Raw genomic sequence first — 17,795 nt, 5'->3', positions numbered from 1 at the left:
GCCTCCTGATCCTTTGAACTCACTTGCATCATTGGCCTTTATGCATCCAGAAAAAGACAAACCACCGCGGCGCAGCGGCATCTATCTGTTGCCAAATCTTTTCACAACCGCGGCTCTCTTTTCCGGGTTCTACGCGATTTTGGCCGCCGAACAAGGGCGCTTTGAAGCAGCCGCGCTCGGCATTTTCGCGGCCATGGTGTTCGATGGCTTCGACGGGCGCATTGCGCGGTTGACTAATACCCAGAGCGACTTTGGCGCCGAGTACGACAGTCTCTCGGACATGGTCGCCTTTGGCGTGGCACCAGCGCTGGTGGTTTATAACTGGGCACTGTCCGGGCTTGATAAGCTCGGCTGGCTGGCGGCCTTTGTCTACACCGCGGCGGCCGCGCTGCGCTTGGCGCGCTTCAATACCCAGATCGGCATGGCCGACCGGCGTTATTTTCAGGGGTTGCCGAGTCCCGCCGCGGCGGCCATTCTGGCCGGCGCGGTGTGGATCGTAACGGATAATGCGCTTAGCGGTGACTACCTCTCCTGGCTGGCCGGGTTGCTCACGACCGCCGCCGGACTGCTGATGGTGAGCAACTTTCGCTATCACAGCTTCAAGGAACTCGATGTTCATGGCCGAGTGCCATTCGTGGTCATGGTGGCTGTTGTACTAGGTTTCTCCTTGGTGGTACTCGATCCGCCGATCGTGCTTTTTGTACTCTTTGTCGGCTATGCCATCTCCGGACCTCTGATGACGCTGATCCAGTTGCGCCAGCGGCGCGGCGCACGTCGGCGCGAGCGTCAAAAAGAGCACGACTGATTTTATGGCCACTGAATCTTTCGTTACTTCGGCGGTCTGGCTGCTGGTGGTCGCGGCGCTTGCGGTGGCCATTTTTCGCCATTTTGGCTTGGGCTCGATTCTCGGTCTGTTGGTTGCGGGCGTGCTTTTGGGGCCGCATACGCCAGGGCCTTCAATTACCAATAGTGTCGAGGATCTACGCCATTTTGCCGAGTTGGGCGTGGTGCTGCTGCTCTTTGTCATCGGCATCGAAATGCATCCGGGGCGCCTGTGGGAACTGCGCCGCACCCTCTTTGGCCTGGGCTCACTGCAGGTTTTGCTCACCGGGCTGGCACTAGCGGTCTACTTTCGGTTGTTTCAGCCCGACTGGTCGACCGCGCTGCTGATCGGCATGAGCCTTGCCCTATCCTCCACCGCGCTGGTGGTACAGATGCTGCAGGAACGTGGCGACATGGCGAGCTGTCATGGGCAGACCGCTTTCGCCGTGCTGCTGATGCAGGATCTCGCCGTGGTGCCGCTGTTGGCACTGATGCCCGTGCTCGCCGACACCGGTCCGCTGCCACAGGAAATTCCCCTTTGGCAACAGCTTGGTACCGTGGTGACGCTGGTCAGCGGGGTGATTCTGGTGGGTCGTTACCTGGTGCCCTGGGTGCTGGTGCAACTGTCACGCCAGGGCAATCGCGACGCCTTTTTTCTGGTGGTGCTGGCATCGGTTTTTCTGGCGGCCGCGGCCATGGACTATGCCGGACTGTCAATGGCGCTGGGCGCCTTCCTGATGGGGGTGATGCTTTCGGGATGCCGCTTCAGTCTGCAAATTCAGGCGCTGGTGGAGCCCCACAAGGGGTTACTGATGAGTCTGTTTTTTGTTGCTGTCGGCATGTCGGTCGATCTTGGTGTTTTGGTCCAGCATCCCTGGTACTTCATCCTGTACCTGGCGGGCATTCTAGCGATTAAAATTCTGGTGCTTTATCGCCTGTGCCTGTTATTCGGCGTGGCGCGTGCCGCGGCATTGCGTGTCGCTTTCATGCTGTCCCAGTCCGGGGAGTTTGGTTTCGTCATATTTGGCGCCGCCAAGCTGCTTGGACTCATTGATGATCAAACCTTTGTCCTCATCGTGGCGGTGATCTCCGTGAGCATGCTGCTCACGCCGTTGCTTGTCGCCCAGGGTGAAAAGTTAGCCCAAAGTGACCCCTCCGACAAAGACGGCGTCGATGGCTCGCTGCGCCTCATCGGACGCGCGAGCGGCTCGCCTGCTCCGCGCGTCATCATTGCTGGGTTCGGGCGTGTTGGCCATACCATAGGGGCCATTCTGACTGGGCACGGTATTTCCTACGTCGCCTTCGAGTCCAATCCGGAGTTGGTCGCGAACTGGCGACGTGAAGGTTGTCCTGTGTACTATGGCGACATCTGTGATCCGCATCTGCTGGAAGCGGCGGAGGTCGGACGCGCTGATCTGGTAGTTCTAACGATCGACGATCAGCGCGCCGCCATCAATGCCACCCAACTGGTTCGCGCGTATGCACCTGATGTGAAAATTGTTGCACGAGCGCGCGATCTTACCACCTGTGATGCGCTCCTGCGCGCCGGCGCCACCCAGGCCTTTCCGGAAGCAGTCGAGGCCAGTCTGCGTCTGGCGGCCGAGGCCCTGGGGGCACTTGGTCTCGCAACTCAGGAGGTCGACATGCTGCTGAACAACGTACGTGGCACTGACTATGCGCTGGTGCGCGAGGAAGTGCCGGAGGGTGCCGGAGAACCCGTCGTGAAGTAGTTGAATGTGCCAGTCACACTGCTGCAAGCCGGCCTGAATCCGGATCAGTACCAATGTCTTGATCGACAAATCACCGGCTATCGGTTTGTCGAAGGCACTGACACGCGTGCGTGGTTGCGGAAAAGCTAAGGCGTTTTTTGGACATAATATATTCCCTTATCCTCGGAGCAAGCTCAGTTGAAACCGCCTTTATTGTTTGACCATTCATTTCGCATGCAGCTTCGTATTCAGTCTGAGTTTCGTAGCGCTAATTTGCGAAAGATTTGTTGTCCTATTGGGATGCGTTTCCAGATAAGAATATTGTGACTGTTCAGCGACATATTCTCGAATCAACTAAGTCTGCTTCATCACTGTCGAGGTGCACGAAAAGATCAAGATACCTGACTGATTGCAATATCAGCTCGAGTGAATTCTGGAATCATAGCCGAGGTAGTCTTGAAAGCAAGGAATCCTTATCATCGAAAATCTTTGTTCAGCAGTCATGGGCGCCGACTAGGATGTTCGGCAATGACGCCTTTGCGGTAACACGGATGGGGAGGCCTGAGCTGAAAATATTTTTGCTGAGCTGAAAATTTTTTTGGCTTTATTTGGGAAAATATAGCATAGTGTATAATACCAATGGCTTTGCTAGAAAGTCGAGAACGAACAAGAAATGGTCTGCCGTTTTTTGTAAATGAGGTGTGTTATGAGTCTTGATATGGCTTTATCCTTTGTGAATGAATTAGCTGAAAAAGAACCTGAGGTACTCAATGAACTGGTCACTTTAGATGCCGAGATGGTGGCAAAGGTAGCGTCCATGCGGGGTGTGGAGTTGACTGCTGATGATGTCAAGCAGGCTGGACAGTTCATCAAGGCTGAAATCGAGCAGCGCAGTAGACAAGAATTGGCCGAGGCAGATCTCGAGGCTGTCTCTGGTGGGGCTGCCCCAGCAGTTGTCGCGGCGGCGCCGGTGGCATTGGCTCCAGTCGCGAGCGCGTTTGGCATAGCGGTTGCTGTTGATCGAATGACCGGCGGTAAGGTTAGCGAGGCAACTGGTGCCTTCTTTCGTGATAAGGTGTTTGGCTGGCTTTAATAGCAAGGCGTTCTGCTAGGCTTGCGCTCAGGTTTCGCTTTTTCATTGCGCTGCACTTTGATGATGAACTGGAAATGGATAATCCTTGTTTTAATACCTTTCAATTTCCCGCCAAGTCATGGTGGACGTTTAGTTAAAATGGAATTATCCGGGCGCGGAGTTGAATAAACAAACATGGCAATGACTATTGAGGTGTAATTATGGCGGATATCGAAGGTTTTGCAGTGTTTTTAAAAGACCTGGCCGACAATGAACCTGAGGTATACAAAGAGTTGGGGGGGGCAAATGCCGATGCGGTTGTCAGTGTCGCTGAAGCGCGCGGGTTTGATGTGTCTCATGACACTGTGCATCAATTCGGACAGCTCATGTTGGAAATTTTCGAACACTACCAAGAGTATCAAAATGAGCTCTCGGAAGACGCCTTGGATAATGTTTCAGGCGGTGCTGCTCCTGCGTTATTTGCAGGTGCGGGGTCCGCGGCCGTGACCGCGCTACCTGTCGCCGGAATGACCCTCGGTATAGTGGCGGGTGTCGATCATTTCACAGGCAACCATCTGAGTCAGCAGGTTGCGCCAAAGCTGTTCAGTGCGGTCGGCGGTTTTTTCTCGGGCTGGTAAGAGATGAGCTTAAATTCCTAGCTGATCACTTATTGCAGGGTCGATCGGGCGCAGTGGAGCTGCTTGATTTTTTGGGAGAGTGGCTCGATCGGTCCGATTTAACACGGCTGTACGGGGCGCTTCGTGCCGACTTCACATATCGAGCTTTGCATGGGACGCCACGCTATTTTCATCATGACATTCCGGTCAACTGGCTCCAGATCAATGGGCGTCGGGCCTCTTGCCGAGAAAGAGTGCAGCTCCCTTGGTAGATGGGGCAGTGCGGTCGGGCTGATGTGCCTGCATCGCAATGCACCAATCGCCGAGAACTCCTTGGAGGCCGGACAGAATATTGGGCAGTTGTTTTGCAACGGGCGCGGACAGCTCGGTGCCGAGTTCCAGATTCTCGGGAACTACGCCGAGCAGGACGATCTCGCGCGGTCGATAGTCGAGTAGTTGCGCGAGGGCGAGCACGTCGCTGATGCCCAGGTGGTGCATGGACAGTTTTTTTGACAAGGCCGCCAGAATGGCTTCGTTGCGCAGGATCTGAATCTCGCCGGGCGCCATGTCGGGTGCGAAGATGGCGTCGATCAGCAGGATAAGATCATGATCCTGAAAGAGTGCGAGCAGGTCGAGGCCGGTGGTGCCGCCGTCGACCAACTCAACCCGGGGCGTGAAGTTGAAGTCGCGTTCGAGCAGGCGCAGGACATGGATGCCGACGCCCTCGTCGCTTAGAAGCAGGTTGCCGAGTCCGATGATGAGGGCATCGGACCCGGCGGTCTTGTCTGGCTGCGAGGTCGAAGCCCGATCAAGATAAGGGTCCAGATCAGGGTCTAGATCAGAGGCCGGATTAGAGATTGGTATTGACACGGACGATGTCGCGGCCCTGGTTGTCGTGCAGGTGAATGGCGCAGGCCAGGCAGGGATCGAAGGAATGTATGGTGCGCAACACCTCGAGCGGGCGTTGTTCGTCGAGGATGGGGTTGTGCATTAGGGATGCCTCATAAGGGCCTTTCTCGTCGTTCTGGTTGCGCGGGCCGGCATTCCAGGTGGAGGGTACCACCGCCTGGTAGTTTTTGATTGTGCCATTTTCGATCACGACCCAGTGCGACAGAATGCCCCGCGGCGCCTCGTGGAAACCAAAGCCCATCTGCTCGCCCTTGGGGAAGGTCGGCGGATTGAATGTCGTCATGTCGCCGCTGGCGATATTGGCCAGCAGCGCATGGTAATTGTCCTCAAGCATGTCGTAGAGCACCTGGGTGCGTACGCAGCGCGCGGCATGACGGCCAAGCGTTGAGTGCAGCACGCTCAGAGGCACCCGCGAGCGGGTGATGGCGCCGATGCGATCCATGGCTACCTTGAGGTACTTCCGGGTGCGCTCGTCGCCCGCCGCGACCATGGCGAGCACATTGGCCAGCGGGCCAACCTGGGCAGGTTTGTCGGCGAAGGTGGGCGCCTTAACCCAGGAATAAGCCCCGTTTTCGTCGAAATCAGTGTATTTCGGAATGGTGTCTTCTTGATAGGGCGAGCGGGTCCAGTCGCCGTCGTACCAGGCGTGCTTGATGCTTTCCTTGACGTTTTGTTCAAAGAAGGGATCGCCGAAATGGGTGATGGGGCGGAATTGGGCAATATCGCCATTGGGAATATAACCACCGGGCATGGCAAAGTCGGTGCCCTTGCCGTCCTTGGGGAAGTCGGGCGCGGAAAGGTAATTGGTGACCCCCTGGCCATAAGGCAGCCAGTCGGCATAGATGGCGGCAATGGCGGTGACATCGGGCAGATAGACCTCGCGGATAAAGCCCTGAATTTCATCCATCAGAGTTTTGACGTAGGCCAGGCGCTCCATGTTGAGAGCGGACTGTTCATCGGGATTGATGGGGTTGGCCACGCCGCCGACAGCGAGATTTTGGATATGCGGGGTCTTGGCGCCGAGAATGGCGGTGATCTGATTGGCTTTGCGCTGGTATTCAAGCGCTTCCAAATAATGCGCCACAGCCATGAGATTGGCCTCCGGCGGCAGTTTCATTGCTGGATGGCCCCAATAGCCATGGGCGAAAATACCAAGCTGGCCGCTTTCGACGAATTTTTTCACCTTCGCCTGTACCTGGGCGAAATGCACGGCATTATTATGCGGCCAGTTCGACAGGCTCTGAGCGAGTTGCTCGGCTTTTTTGGGGTCGGCTGACAAGGCGGAGACCACGTCCACCCAGTCGAGCGCCGAGAGATGATAGAAATGCACCAGATGATCATGGATGCCATGGGCGGCCATGATGATGTTGCGAATCAACTGGGCATTGAGCGGGATTTCCATGTCGAGTGCATTCTCGACCGCGCGCACCGAGACGATGGCGTGCACCGTGGTGCAGACTCCACAGATGCGCTGGGTATAGAGCCAGGCATCGCGCGGGTCGCGACCGGTGAGAATGGTCTCGATGCCGCGCCACATCTGGCCGCTCGACCAGGCATTGACGACTTTGCCGTCCTTGATGTCGCAATCGACGCGCAGGTGCCCCTCGATGCGCGTTACTGGGTCTACTGTGATGCGGTTAATGGTCACGGATCTCTCCCTGTCGGGGCGAATGGATTTGCCCACGAAACTATGTTTAAGTCAAGGCCGTCAATAGGATGGCGGAATGCGGCATCCGCTCAATGCCCGGCGGCCAGAATGGGCGTCTTTTTCACAAAGAACAGATAAGCCATGATCTCAAAGGCCACAATGCCCAGGGTAATGCTCATCTCTCCCACGGCTGGGAAATAGTGCCAGCCGGGGCCGGGATCGAAGGCGATCATAAAGGCGTTGAAGCGATAGAGCGCTCCGCCAAGCACCACGGCCAGGGAACTCCAAAACAAAATCGTCGGGCGCGTGCGGTGGTATTGATCCATTAGGGTGACAATGGCAAAGACAAAGAGCGCCACCTCGGCGAGGAACAAATAAGGCTCCGGGCCAGGGCCGGCGATGGCGCGGATTTGACCGCTCAGAAACAAATCGCCAATGCGCAGCACCAGATAAGCAATCAGCAGCCAGGGAATAATGGCGCTGATTTTACTGAGCAGCGGGGTTTCGAGTTTGCGTCCAAGATGGACCGAGGCATAGAGCGACTCGAACACCACGATACCGTAGCCCATGGTGATGGCGGTAATCAAAAACAGCAGCGGGATAATGGTGGTTTGCCACAGATCATGCACCTTATAGCCAGCGATCAATAGCAGGGAGCCGAGCGAGGACTGATGCATGGTTGGCAGCAGAATGCCAACGCCGATGAAGAAGAACAGAATATGGCGCAGGAAACGCAGCAGCCGATTCGCCTTCATTGCCTCCAGGATGGCTGGGGAGAACTCAATCCAGAGCACCAGGGTATAGAGGGTGACGCAGAGCGCGACCTCCAGCATCACCGAATTGAGATTGATGTACTGTGGCAGAAAGACGTTATACAACTGCCAATAGCGACCCACGTCGACCACAATGGAGGCACCGGCCAGCGTATAGCCAAAGACGCTGGTCAGCAGGGCGGCGCGAATCATCGGGTGGAATTGCCCGCGATTGAATACATAGACCAGGAGCGCCATGGCATAGCCACCACAGGCAATGGCGGTGCCCGTGACCACGTCGTAGGTGATCCACAGGCCCCAGGGAAAGCCATCACTCAGGTTGGAGACATCCCCAATGCCAAAGATAAAACGGCGAATGAGAAAGTAACCGGCGATCAGCACCAGCACTCCCATGAACTGGAAGTGCCGGGTGAAGAGCTTGCCGCCGAGGGGGCGGAAGGCCTCAGTCATCGCCATGCTCCTGCTCGGGACGGTTCTGGCGATCTTCCTGGTCTTCGCGATCCTCCTTGGTATGCTGATAGGCGGCATAGACCAAACCACCAAGCAGCAGGCCGGGAGCGACCATGCCTTTGTATAGGCTATGTTGCAGCGTCTCGGACAAACGCGCGCGCGATTCATCGCCCACCGGCGGCATGCCGAGCTGCTCAAAGGGCACGCCGGCCACCATCAGATACTGGGTGCCGCCGCTCTCGGTCTCGCCATAGAGATGCGGATGGTACTTCTGGGCCTCGGCCGCGCGCGTCTTGCCGCCGAGTTGATTGAGCGGAAACTCCACCCGCTCGCCCGGCTGCATGGCAAGCCGCCGATGGCCCTCGGCGCGCAAGTCCTCGACCCGGCCAAACAGGCTGGCTCCGGTCGGGCAAGCATCGCAACAGGCCGGGATCTCGCCCTCGGCGATGCGTGGCGCGCAGAGTTGGCATTTGACAATCTGCGGGAAGGTTTTGTCGTACTGGAACTTGGGGATATTGAAGGGGCAGGCCAGCTGACAATAGCGGCAGCCGATACAGGCGTCCGGGTTGTAGCTGACAATGCCGGTGAAGGGATCTTTGGTCAGTGCGCTGACCGGGCAGGCTGAGACACAGTCCGGGTCGATGCAGTGCATGCAGGAGCGCTTGATAAAGCAGGCGTCCGGGTCATCAAGATCCGTGCGGCTTCCCTCGGCCACATAGGCCTTGATCTTATTCATGGTGCGACCATTCAAATCGTCATCACCATCCCAGGCATCTTGAACGCCATAGGCCTGGTCGATGGCGCCATCACCGCTCATGGGCATGTCATTGGCGACCTTGCAGGCGACCTCGCAGGCCTTGCAACCAATGCACAGATTGGCATCGTACAGGATACCGATGGCATCCGGCGGCAGCGTCTTGCAAGGGCGAGCCTGAACCGGGGAAGCACCGACGGCAACCGCGCCACCGGCGGCCATGACTTTGAAAAACTGACGGCGATCGATCTTCATGGGTGTTCCTCCGTGTTAGGTCTCGCTGACTTCGGATGAGGGGTTGGTCGCGCTCCGGGCTTCCGCCTCTTCGAGCGCCTTGAGTTTGCTGTTGGCGCCAAGCGCATAAACCAGGGTACCGCCGCCGATGGCACCAGCCACGGCGGCGGAGGTCAGGGTGACGCCGCCGGGGTGCTCGGTGATGATGCCGGGGAAGATGGACGGTGAGGTGAGCGAGACATTTTTTGCCTGCTCATGCAGCGGCTTGTGGAAACCAACGCCTTGCTCGGAGCAGCCAAAGCAAGGATGGCCAATGCCCACCGGCCAGGTGTTGCCGCCAACATCGCCGAATTCGATCACCGGGCAGTTGGCGTAGGTCTCGGGCCCCTTACAGCCAAGCTTGTACAGACACCAGCCCTGACGATGACCGTCATCGCCGTATTCCTCGGCAAAACGACCGGCGTCGAAGTGGGGACGGCGCTCGCAGTTTTCGTGAATCAGACGGCCATAGGCGAATTTTGGCCGGCCCTTGGCGTCCAGCTCGGGCAACTGGCTCAGCGTCAGGTAATAAAGGACAGTCGAGAGAATGTTGTAGGGCGAGGCTGGACAGCCGGGCAGGTTGATCACCGGCAGCGCGGTGCCATCGGATTTGCTGATGCCATAGAGTTTCAGCGCTTCTTGAATGCCGATGGCGCCGGTTGGGTTGGGTGCGGCGCTCTGCACGCCACCCCAGGAGGCGCAGGAGCCGATGGCGATGGCCGCGGCCGCGTGTGGGGCGATCCCGTGCAACATCTGCTGCGGTGTTTTGCCCGCGACCTTGCAGAAGTTGCCATTGTCGGCAGTGGGCACCGAGCCCTCGACCACCAGGATGAAGCCGCCCTTGTTGTTCTCGAGCGAATCATGTAGCGCCTGCTCGGCCTGATGACCCGCGGCGGCCAGCAACGTCTCGGAATAGTCGAGCGAGATCAGATCCAGGATCAGTCCCTCGACCGTGGGGTGGGTGGCGCGCAGCAGGGATTCCGTGCAGCCGGTGCATTCCTGAAAATGCAGCCAGATCACCGGCGGACGCGCTGGGCCGGCGGCGGCCTGTTCAACGGCGGCGAGTACCTGGCCGGTCATGGCCGCCGGCAGCCCCATGGCCGCTGTGATGCTGGTGGCGAACTGCAGGAAGCGACGGCGATTGAGGCCGTGGAGTTCCAGATGATCTTCCATGTCGGGCGCCAGGGCGGTTTGCTCTGGGGCTGGCGGGGATGATGAAAGGCTCCCAGGACCGGGGGCATCGGAAACAGACTTGAGTCGATCATTCATGGCGCGTTCTGCCTGACTGCTGTTGTCGTTCGCTGGCTTAAATGGACTTGGGCCGCGTGGTTAACCCCAGTTGGCCTGTCAAGAATATACTAAAGTGCTAATATGCTTATGTGCTATATTACTTATAGTCCGGATTCAGCCTGCTGTCCAGCACATGTAAGGATTGCCCAAAATCCTTGATCTCAATCAGTTTTTAACGGGGTTTTTTGCTCGGTTATTGTGTCCTGGCATGGGTTTTAATGCGATTCGTTCTCAGTTTTTTTAATATAAGGGGTTGTGCCTAGCAACCGCGCTCAATTGTTATGAGTCAAGTCCTTTATCGGAAAGGTAAAGGGGCGGCCTGTTGATGATTCCCTGCTGATGATTCCCTGCTGATGATTCCCTGCTGATGATTCATTGACCGGGTTGTTGGGTTTTTACCCTGTGGGACGCTGGAAGACCTGAGAACTCATTGCAGGCGCCGCGCATTGCGGGAGGGAGATTCGCCCGAGGTATTGCCCGGGATCAATCAGGCGCGCTTTTCCCAAGCGAGCGCGCGCGTTTGGCGCTATGGTCGCCCTGTCGAACGACTGGCCTGGGGCGGCTCTTTTCGGCCTGGGGTTGGTTCTTTTAGTTGACGGATTCGATGATGAAAAAACACCTTGCACTTGATCCTGACCGGCGCGCCGGCGGATTCGGCCGAACGACACACTTGTCACCGCTGGGCTTGGCAAAACGCCTGGCCCAGTCCCTTCCCTGGTTCCCCTTGGCACTGATGCTGGCGCTCGGTTTTGCTGGTCCGCTTCCCCTCATTGCCGCATCGGCCCCGGAGTCCGATGCGCAGTCAGATGCGCAGTCCGATGCGGAAACCGCCATGACACTCCCGGCTGTCAATGCGCAAGCCGCTGCCGAGCAACGCGCCTGTTTGCGTTGCCATGGCATGGCCACCATGGCCTATCGCGATCCAGAGAGCGGAGAGATTGTCAGCCTGGTTGTCGATCAGAAGGCTTTTAACCACTCGGTGCATGGAGACCAACCCTGTAGTCAATGTCACGCGGATGGGTATTTGGACTATCCGCATGCTCCCGAACAGCCAGCCTCGGAGTTGAGCTGCGTCCAGTGCCATGAGGATCACCCGGAGAACACTGACCGGGTGAATTTCACTGTCATCGAACGGGAATACCAGGCCAGCGTCCATGCGCTCTCCGACGACCCGGAGGCAGAGGGCTTTCACTGCCACTCTTGCCACGATCCCCACGTCTTCCGCGCTTCTCTGCTGGGGCGGGACATCCCCGAGATTGTCGCCTACGACAACCAAATCTGCCTGTCTTGTCATGAGCAATTGCGTGATCCCTTGAGCGAATCCCACGCCTGGCTGCCCAACCGCGACAAGCATTGGGCGTCGGTGCGCTGTTTGGAGTGTCATACGCCTTTGAGCGACAATGGTCGCCCGGTCTCGCATGAGATCCTGAGCGCTGAAAATAGCAATGTGAATTGCGTCGAGTGCCATTCCCAGGGGCAAGGACTCTTGAGCAGGCTGTATCAATACCGCTCACGTGAAGACATCGAGAAACAAGGCTTTTTCGCCAAGGCCGTGTTCAATGAGGCCTATGTGGTCGGCATGAGTCGAAATCCTCTGATCGACCGCCTAGCGCTGTTCATCCTTGGGCTCACGGTGCTGGTGCTGGCGGCACACGGTTACGGTCGCTATCGTGCTTACCAGGCCTTGCGCGAACAGCAGTCGACAGCGGCGGATGAAGGAGACAAACAATGAGTGCCATCTATCTCTATCCCATTTGGTTGCGCCTGTGGCACTGGTTGAACGCGGCGCTCTTCATTGTGCTGATGGTGACTGGCGCGAGTATGCACTTTGCTGGCATGCCCTGGCTACTGCCGTTCGATACCGCCGTCCCGGTGCATAATACCGCCGGTATTTTGCTGACAATCAGTTGGGTGGTGTTTATTCTGGGGAATTTGTATTCCGCCAATGGGCGGCATTACAAGGTTCAATTCCGTGGCTTTTTCCAGCGTCTGTTCGCGCAGATGGGTTACTACGGCTATGGCATTTTCCGCAATGCGCCGCATCCCTTTCATGTCACCGAGGAGATGAAGCTCAATACACTGCAACAGATTAGCTACATCGGTGTCATGTATGGCCTGATGCCGGTTTTGATTATCAGCGGTTGGGCTTTTTTGTACTCGGTCTATCTGCCGGAAACCCTCTTTGGCATCGGCACCCTGTGGTTGATCGCCATGACGCATTTGACCCTGGCCTATTTCCTGGTGCTGTTTTTGGTGGTGCACATGTACATCATCACCACCGGAGAGACTCTGACCACCAATCTGCGTGCCATGCTGAGCGGCTGGCATCGCGAGTCGGACCATTAATCCTCTTGCATTGGTTGTTTCACAATGACCTTTAATTGAGCGCGAAGCCCCTGTTTGAAATCGAGAAAAGACCATGAGCACCCTGACCGAAAGCCTTGTCAGCGCCAAATCCAAACGCCTCTTTCTGATCATCGGCGGCATCCTGCTGGCGGTGATTCTGGCGTACAAGTTTCTCTATCCGGTGTTCTTCGATGCTTATGTCGGCAAGACCAATGCGCCGCTCAGCTTCGACAGCAGCCGGGAATTGACCGAGAGGGAATTCGAGGCACTGGCGCGCGAACTCAGTGAGGAGGCTCGCCACAACAGAGCAGCCGAAATGGTCAGCGAGGATCAGGATGCCTTCGCGCGCAAAGTCAAGGTCGAGATGCTGATGAACACCCCGTCCTTTGTCAGCCAGGCCGAGCCCGACCACATCAAATACTTCCGCGAGGCCGGTATTCGCCAATACAAAGGGCCTGAAACCTGCCTGCGCTGTCATGAAACCATCACCGTTGGTCATGGCGAGGGTGAACTCAAAACAGTCAACACCCTGGAGGACATCGTCAATTCCGTGCATTTCAAGTTCCAGACGTCCTCCGGGGGTTTCTCCACCTTTGGCTATGACGGGCGCCAGGTCAATGCGGGGCCGCACAAAATCCCGGTGGGCAAGATCGACCGTGCCTGTGGTATCCCCGGCAGCTTCACCTGGACCGGCTGGGCGGCCTTGGTGGAAAGTCGCCCCGAGCACCCCGAGGGCGAAGGCGCGATCGAGATGCGCAGTGAAGGCTGTGGTCAATGCCATATCGGGGGCAATTACCAACCCGCCACCGAGAAAATGATGCCTATTGGCGATGTGCCCGAGATGGCCAAGGAGGGCATCGATTGCCTGATCTGCCATTCGCGCACCTATGACATGAACAAGCGCCATGTGATTCGCGATGACAAGGGCACCCGCTGGAATCAGGACCGTAGCATGCGCGCCGCCCTGACCGTGGCCGAGATCCGCAGTGACAACTGCTTGCGCTGCCACCAGCACAACATGGGTGGCGACATCTATGAGCACAACTTCGCCGCCACTCAGCTTGGCGATGAAGCCAAACGTCTGCTGCATCACGGCGCCAAGCGCGGCAATCCCTTTAGCCCGCAAGACGATGTGCATGCCGCCGCCGGCATTCAATGCACCGACTGCCACGAGCCGGAAGGCCATAAGATTCCGCGTGGGCGCATGGGTGTGGATCTGGTCGCCAATGATCTGCCGGACGTGGATGTGACCTGCGCCAGTTGCCATTCCGAGGCCCCACACAACAATTCCGAGCATAAAGCCCTGCTGAATGGCCACATCGCCCGCATGGCCTGCGAGACTTGTCACATCAAGGAGTTGGAAGACAACAGCGTGGTACTGCGCGACTGGGTCCACCCAACCTGGAATCCCGAGGAGGGGGTCTGGGAACCCACGGATATCTATCAGTCGGGGGAACCGGGCAAGGGCTTTCAATTCCTCTGGTTCAACGGCAATGGTACCTTCCTCGCCAATGCGCTCGGCAACAATCCCGAAGGCACCGGGGATTACAACCCGCTGATGCATCAGATGGTCAAGATTGATGATGCCGACGCTTTGGCCGAGATTCGTGCCGCGGTCGAGAAGCTTAAAGAAACCTATCCCGAGATTGACGTCGACGCCTATATCGAAAAGGCCACCAATCCCTTAAGCCAGCTCACGCCGGAGATGCTTGAAAAGCGCCGGCAAATGATCGCCGAGAATCTCAAATTCGCGATGAACGATGGTGAAAGCCGCATTTATCCGTTCAAAATGTTCAATGCCATGATGTACGAGGATATGGGCAATCAGGGCCCCTTTGGCGCCATGATCCTGCCATTTGATTACGCCACCTACTATGAGACTGGCGATGGCAAGGCCTCGGTCAAGCAGGCGATCAGTGATCCCATTGTGCAGCGCATGTATCAAATGCCCTTCAAACTCTACATGATGGATGAGTTCATGTACTACTTCGGTGTCATGGAGGGTTGGGATCCAAGCTATCCGCTAGTCGATGGCGAACTGGTCAATGTCGAGCCACACTGGATGCGCCAGATGGGCACCTTGATGGTGAATCACGGCATCCAGGGCGAGGGCAGGGATTGCAAGGAATGCCATGATCCGAACGGCGTCATGGACTTTGCCGCCCTGGCTTATCCGCCCGAGCGGGTCGCACAGCTGCAGAATCTGGAAGGCTTGAAGGCAAGCGGCCAGAATCCGGACCAGAAGGTGCAGCCATTGCCGGCGCCACCGGTACCCGCCAAGCCGCCCATTCAGGCCCAGGCAGCGGATAGGGTTTCACCAGACAGGGCTCCTGTGGGTCCACCGGCGGCAAGGCCGGTTCCCGGTGTGCCCGCTGCCAGGCCACTGGCGCCGGGGCCTCATGAGCGGATGTCGGTCAATCCGCCCTATCCCTACTGGCCGAGGTGATTAATCTCCCGCTGCTGAACGGAGCCACTCGGCCAGGGGCGCGAGATTGACCGCCATGTTGGATCGCGCGCCCGCTCTTGAATTCAGTCCATAAACCACGCAGTTGACGCCAACTACTCGCCCTTGCTGCAACACCGGGCCGCCGGAAGTGCCTGGGCAGAGGGATGGCGCGCCATCTTGCTTTTGCCCCGCCATGCTGTAGAAGTTGATCGCATCGGCGCGAATGATCCGGGTGCGGCCCCAGCCGCGACGGACCGACCGGCTGGCGTTCTCCCCAGGCTGGGTGCAACCATAACCAACCAGGATCACTTTGTCGCCTGGCGCTGGCGCGACAGCCCTTACCGGGAGGGTGGGAATCTCAGGGGTGTCCACGTAAAGTTCAATCAGGGCGACATCCGGGTAGCGCGCGGCGAAGTGGTGCCGCAACCGCAGCCGTTGTTGCAGAGAGGCTTCCGCTGTCATCTCGGGTAGCGCTGATCCGGGCCCATCACTCTCACGTGCCGCCGTCAGTCGCCGAACTTTGTAAGCGCGAAAGGCTTTCAGCCCGCGCTTATAGTCTGGGGCGAGCAAGGTCCGCGCGACTGTCACTATCAGACCGCTGCCAGGCTGATGTTGCACGGGCGCCTGGTTCACGACAATCGATCCTCCTGGCTCGAAGGATGGCCGCAGCTCACCGCTTTGCGTATCCACCACGCAGTGGGCCGCGGTGAGGAGTCGGCGCGCGCCGATTTTGGTGGCGCTGCAGAGGATCTCGTTCTGGGTTCCCATGGCCACCACGGCAGGGTAGCGTCCGTCGAGGTCCGCCGTTCCCTGATGCAGCGCCTTGCTCGGGCTAGCGGCGAGCAACAGGCAGCCAAGAATGATCGGCCATGACATGAGCTGGCGCAGGCCTCGCCAATTGCCTGGACGCGCGCGCTCATACATGGGTTGCGTCCCGTTCCATACGAGTCGCGGATCGCACAAAATGCCGGCTTGTGCTGTCGCCCTTGCGACAAATGCTTGGTTGCCTATCTGTAACATACTGAATAAATAAATCTTTCCTGTGATGCCAAAGTAGGCACGCGATTTGCTTTTACTAGCGAAGGCTGACTTGAAGCCTGAGCAATTTCGCGTATCGGGTGCTGCCTTTGGCGGCGGCCGATTGCAAGGGGAGGCATCATGGAGTTGAAGGTTGTTGATTCGTCCGGGGTGCGGGAGAAAATCCGCGATCATCCCTGCTTCTCGAAAGATGCGCATCATCATTATGCGCGCATGCACGTGGCCGTGGCGCCGGCTTGCAACATTCAATGTCACTACTGCAATCGCAAGTACGACTGCGCCAACGAATCCCGCCCAGGCGTGGTCTCTGAACTCTTGACGCCGGAGCAGGCGGTCAAGAAGACCCTGGCCGTCGCGGCCGAGATTCCCCAACTCACGGTCCTTGGTATTGCCGGACCCGGCGATCCGTTGGCCAACCCGGAGCGCACTTTCGCCACCTTCGCGGCCTTGACCGAGAAAGCTCCGGATATTCGTCTATGCGTTTCAACCAATGGCCTGATGCTGCCCCAGCATGTGGATGAACTTTGTCGGCACAACATCGACCACGTCACCATCACCATCAACTGTGTGGACGCGGACATTGGCGCGCAGATTTACCCCTGGATCTTTTGGCAACACCGGCGCATTCGCGGCGCCAAAGCGGCCGCCATTCTAATTGAGCAGCAACTCATGGGCCTGGAGATGCTGGCTGAACGCGGGGTGCTGGTCAAAATCAATTCGGTACTCATTCCTGGCGTTAATGACCTGCATCTGGCCGAGGTCAGCCGTATTGTCAAGCAGAAAGGCGCCTTTCTCCATAACATCATGCCGCTGATCGCCGAGCCCGAGCATGGCACCTTCTTCGGGCTCATGGGTCAACGCGCGCCGAGCGCCAAGGAGTTGCACGCGGTGCAACAGTCCTGCGCCAATGACATGGAGATCATGAGTCACTGCCGGCAGTGCCGCGCCGATGCCATTGGCATGCTCGGTCAGGATCGCCACGATGAGTTCACACTCGAGCGCATCGAAAAGCTCGAGATCGATCCTGTCGCGGCCATGGCGCGCCGTGCCCAGTTGCGCGCCCAGATCGAAGCCGCACGCACAGCCAAGTCACTCCAGCCCGTTCTGGTGTCGCTGACCTCACTGACGCAGCCCAAGCCTGGGGTTGGCGGATCGCCGGCGGCGCAGGTAGGGCGGGCCAAGCTCGCATCCTCCGCGGCAAGCTTTCGCGTCGCGCTGGCCAGCAGTGATGGCCAGCGCATCGACCAAAGCTTGAGTGAAGTCGAGGTGCTGCGCGTCTATCAGGTTGACGGCCAGAGCTCTCGCCTGACCGAGACGCGCCCGGTTTCAGGTTTGCCCTCGCACCTAAGCCAAGACCCAGTCGCGGAGGCTAAGGTCACGGAGGTCATCAAGCTGATTAAGGATTGCGACGCCCTGCTCTGCACCCGTATTGGTTTCAATGCCTGGCAGCGACTGGAGCGCCAGGGAATAAGACCGCTGAGTGCCGAGAGCGGCCTTCCCATCAAGGTCGCGCTCAGGCAAGCCCATGCCGACTGGCACACCGACACCGAGGGTGCTGCCAACGCCGCGTCTCGCGCGCTATCGGCTTAGTGAGCGCCAGCCGCGAAAACGCAAGAGCGCCGACCCGAGGTTGGAACCAGATCGGCAA

Annotated in this window: 14 protein-coding genes; 8 read left to right on the top strand and 6 right to left on the bottom strand. The window is 58.0% G+C overall.

The window, feature by feature from the left end:
• The first annotated feature begins 40 nt into the window (after positions 1–40).
• The 4 genes from pssA (at position 41) to Thiowin_RS12740 (ending at position 4,241) form a co-directional block, all read left to right on the top strand.
• Positions 41–805, top strand: coding sequence for a CDP-diacylglycerol--serine O-phosphatidyltransferase (gene pssA, locus Thiowin_RS12755; protein ID WP_328983388.1), 765 nt, complete (start codon positions 41–43; stop codon positions 803–805).
• A 4-nt stretch (positions 806–809) separates the two neighbouring features.
• Positions 810–2,552: a cation:proton antiporter domain-containing protein gene (locus Thiowin_RS12750; protein WP_328983387.1), complete on the top strand. Its 1,743-nt coding sequence runs from the start codon at positions 810–812 to the stop codon at positions 2,550–2,552.
• 685 nt (positions 2,553–3,237) lie between these two features.
• Complete coding sequence (locus Thiowin_RS12745) at positions 3,238–3,624, top strand: hypothetical protein (RefSeq protein WP_328983386.1); 387 nt, start codon at positions 3,238–3,240, stop codon at positions 3,622–3,624.
• A 200-nt stretch (positions 3,625–3,824) separates the two neighbouring features.
• Positions 3,825–4,241: a hypothetical protein gene (locus tag Thiowin_RS12740; protein WP_328983385.1), complete on the top strand. Its 417-nt coding sequence runs from the start codon at positions 3,825–3,827 to the stop codon at positions 4,239–4,241.
• Positions 4,242–4,442: 201 nt separating this feature from the next.
• Here Thiowin_RS12740 and Thiowin_RS12735 read toward each other — a convergent pair whose 3' ends face one another.
• The 5 genes from Thiowin_RS12735 to Thiowin_RS12715 all read right to left on the bottom strand — a co-directional run bounded on the left by Thiowin_RS12735 (position 4,443) and on the right by Thiowin_RS12715 (position 10,296).
• Complete coding sequence (locus Thiowin_RS12735) at positions 4,443–5,090, bottom strand: HyaD/HybD family hydrogenase maturation endopeptidase (protein ID WP_328983384.1); 648 nt, start codon at positions 5,088–5,090, stop codon at positions 4,443–4,445.
• Entirely contained in the window at positions 5,071–6,777 is a 1,707-nt protein-coding gene (locus Thiowin_RS12730) for a nickel-dependent hydrogenase large subunit (protein WP_328983383.1), read from the bottom strand. Before Thiowin_RS12730 ends, Thiowin_RS12735 begins: the two co-directional genes overlap by 20 nt.
• 89 nt (positions 6,778–6,866) lie before the next feature.
• On the bottom strand, positions 6,867–8,000 hold the full coding sequence (gene hybB / locus Thiowin_RS12725) for a Ni/Fe-hydrogenase cytochrome b subunit (RefSeq protein ID WP_328983382.1): 1,134 nt from the start codon (positions 7,998–8,000) through the stop codon (positions 6,867–6,869).
• Complete coding sequence (gene hybA / locus Thiowin_RS12720) at positions 7,993–9,009, bottom strand: hydrogenase 2 operon protein HybA (RefSeq protein WP_328983381.1); 1,017 nt, start codon at positions 9,007–9,009, stop codon at positions 7,993–7,995. The genes hybB and hybA overlap by 8 nt, the downstream gene beginning before the upstream one ends.
• Positions 9,010–9,024: 15 nt before the next feature.
• A complete protein-coding gene (locus Thiowin_RS12715; protein ID WP_328983380.1) occupies positions 9,025–10,296 on the bottom strand; it encodes a hydrogenase small subunit in 1,272 nt (423 codons plus the stop codon).
• A gap of 625 nt (positions 10,297–10,921) precedes the next feature.
• On the opposite strand from Thiowin_RS12715, the gene Thiowin_RS12710 reads away from it, so the two are divergent.
• From Thiowin_RS12710 to Thiowin_RS12700, 3 genes are all read left to right on the top strand, one after another.
• Positions 10,922–12,049, top strand: a complete 1,128-nt coding sequence (locus tag Thiowin_RS12710) for a cytochrome c3 family protein (protein WP_328983379.1) — start codon at positions 10,922–10,924, stop codon at positions 12,047–12,049.
• Positions 12,046–12,663, top strand: a complete 618-nt coding sequence (locus Thiowin_RS12705; protein WP_328983378.1) for a cytochrome b/b6 domain-containing protein — start codon at positions 12,046–12,048, stop codon at positions 12,661–12,663. Before Thiowin_RS12710 ends, Thiowin_RS12705 begins: the two co-directional genes overlap by 4 nt.
• Before the next feature lie 73 nt (positions 12,664–12,736).
• On the top strand, positions 12,737–15,109 hold the full coding sequence (locus tag Thiowin_RS12700) for a cytochrome c3 family protein (protein WP_328983377.1): 2,373 nt from the start codon (positions 12,737–12,739) through the stop codon (positions 15,107–15,109).
• Here the strand turns inward: Thiowin_RS12700 and Thiowin_RS12695 are convergent, their stop codons facing one another.
• Positions 15,110–15,985 carry a trypsin-like serine protease gene (locus Thiowin_RS12695; protein WP_328983376.1) on the bottom strand — a complete coding sequence of 292 codons (876 nt, stop codon included), beginning with the start codon at positions 15,983–15,985 and terminating at the stop codon, positions 15,110–15,112.
• 282 nt (positions 15,986–16,267) lie between these two features.
• On the opposite strand from Thiowin_RS12695, the gene nifB reads away from it, so the two are divergent.
• A complete protein-coding gene (gene nifB, locus Thiowin_RS12690) occupies positions 16,268–17,737 on the top strand; it encodes a nitrogenase cofactor biosynthesis protein NifB (protein ID WP_328983375.1) in 1,470 nt (489 codons plus the stop codon).
• The last annotated feature ends 58 nt before the right edge of the window (positions 17,738–17,795 follow it).

It is taken from the genome of Thiorhodovibrio winogradskyi (assembly GCF_036208045.1).
GTDB classification, from domain to species: domain Bacteria; phylum Pseudomonadota; class Gammaproteobacteria; order Chromatiales; family Chromatiaceae; genus Thiorhodovibrio; species Thiorhodovibrio winogradskyi.
This window is presented reverse-complemented; position numbering and strand designations above follow the sequence as displayed.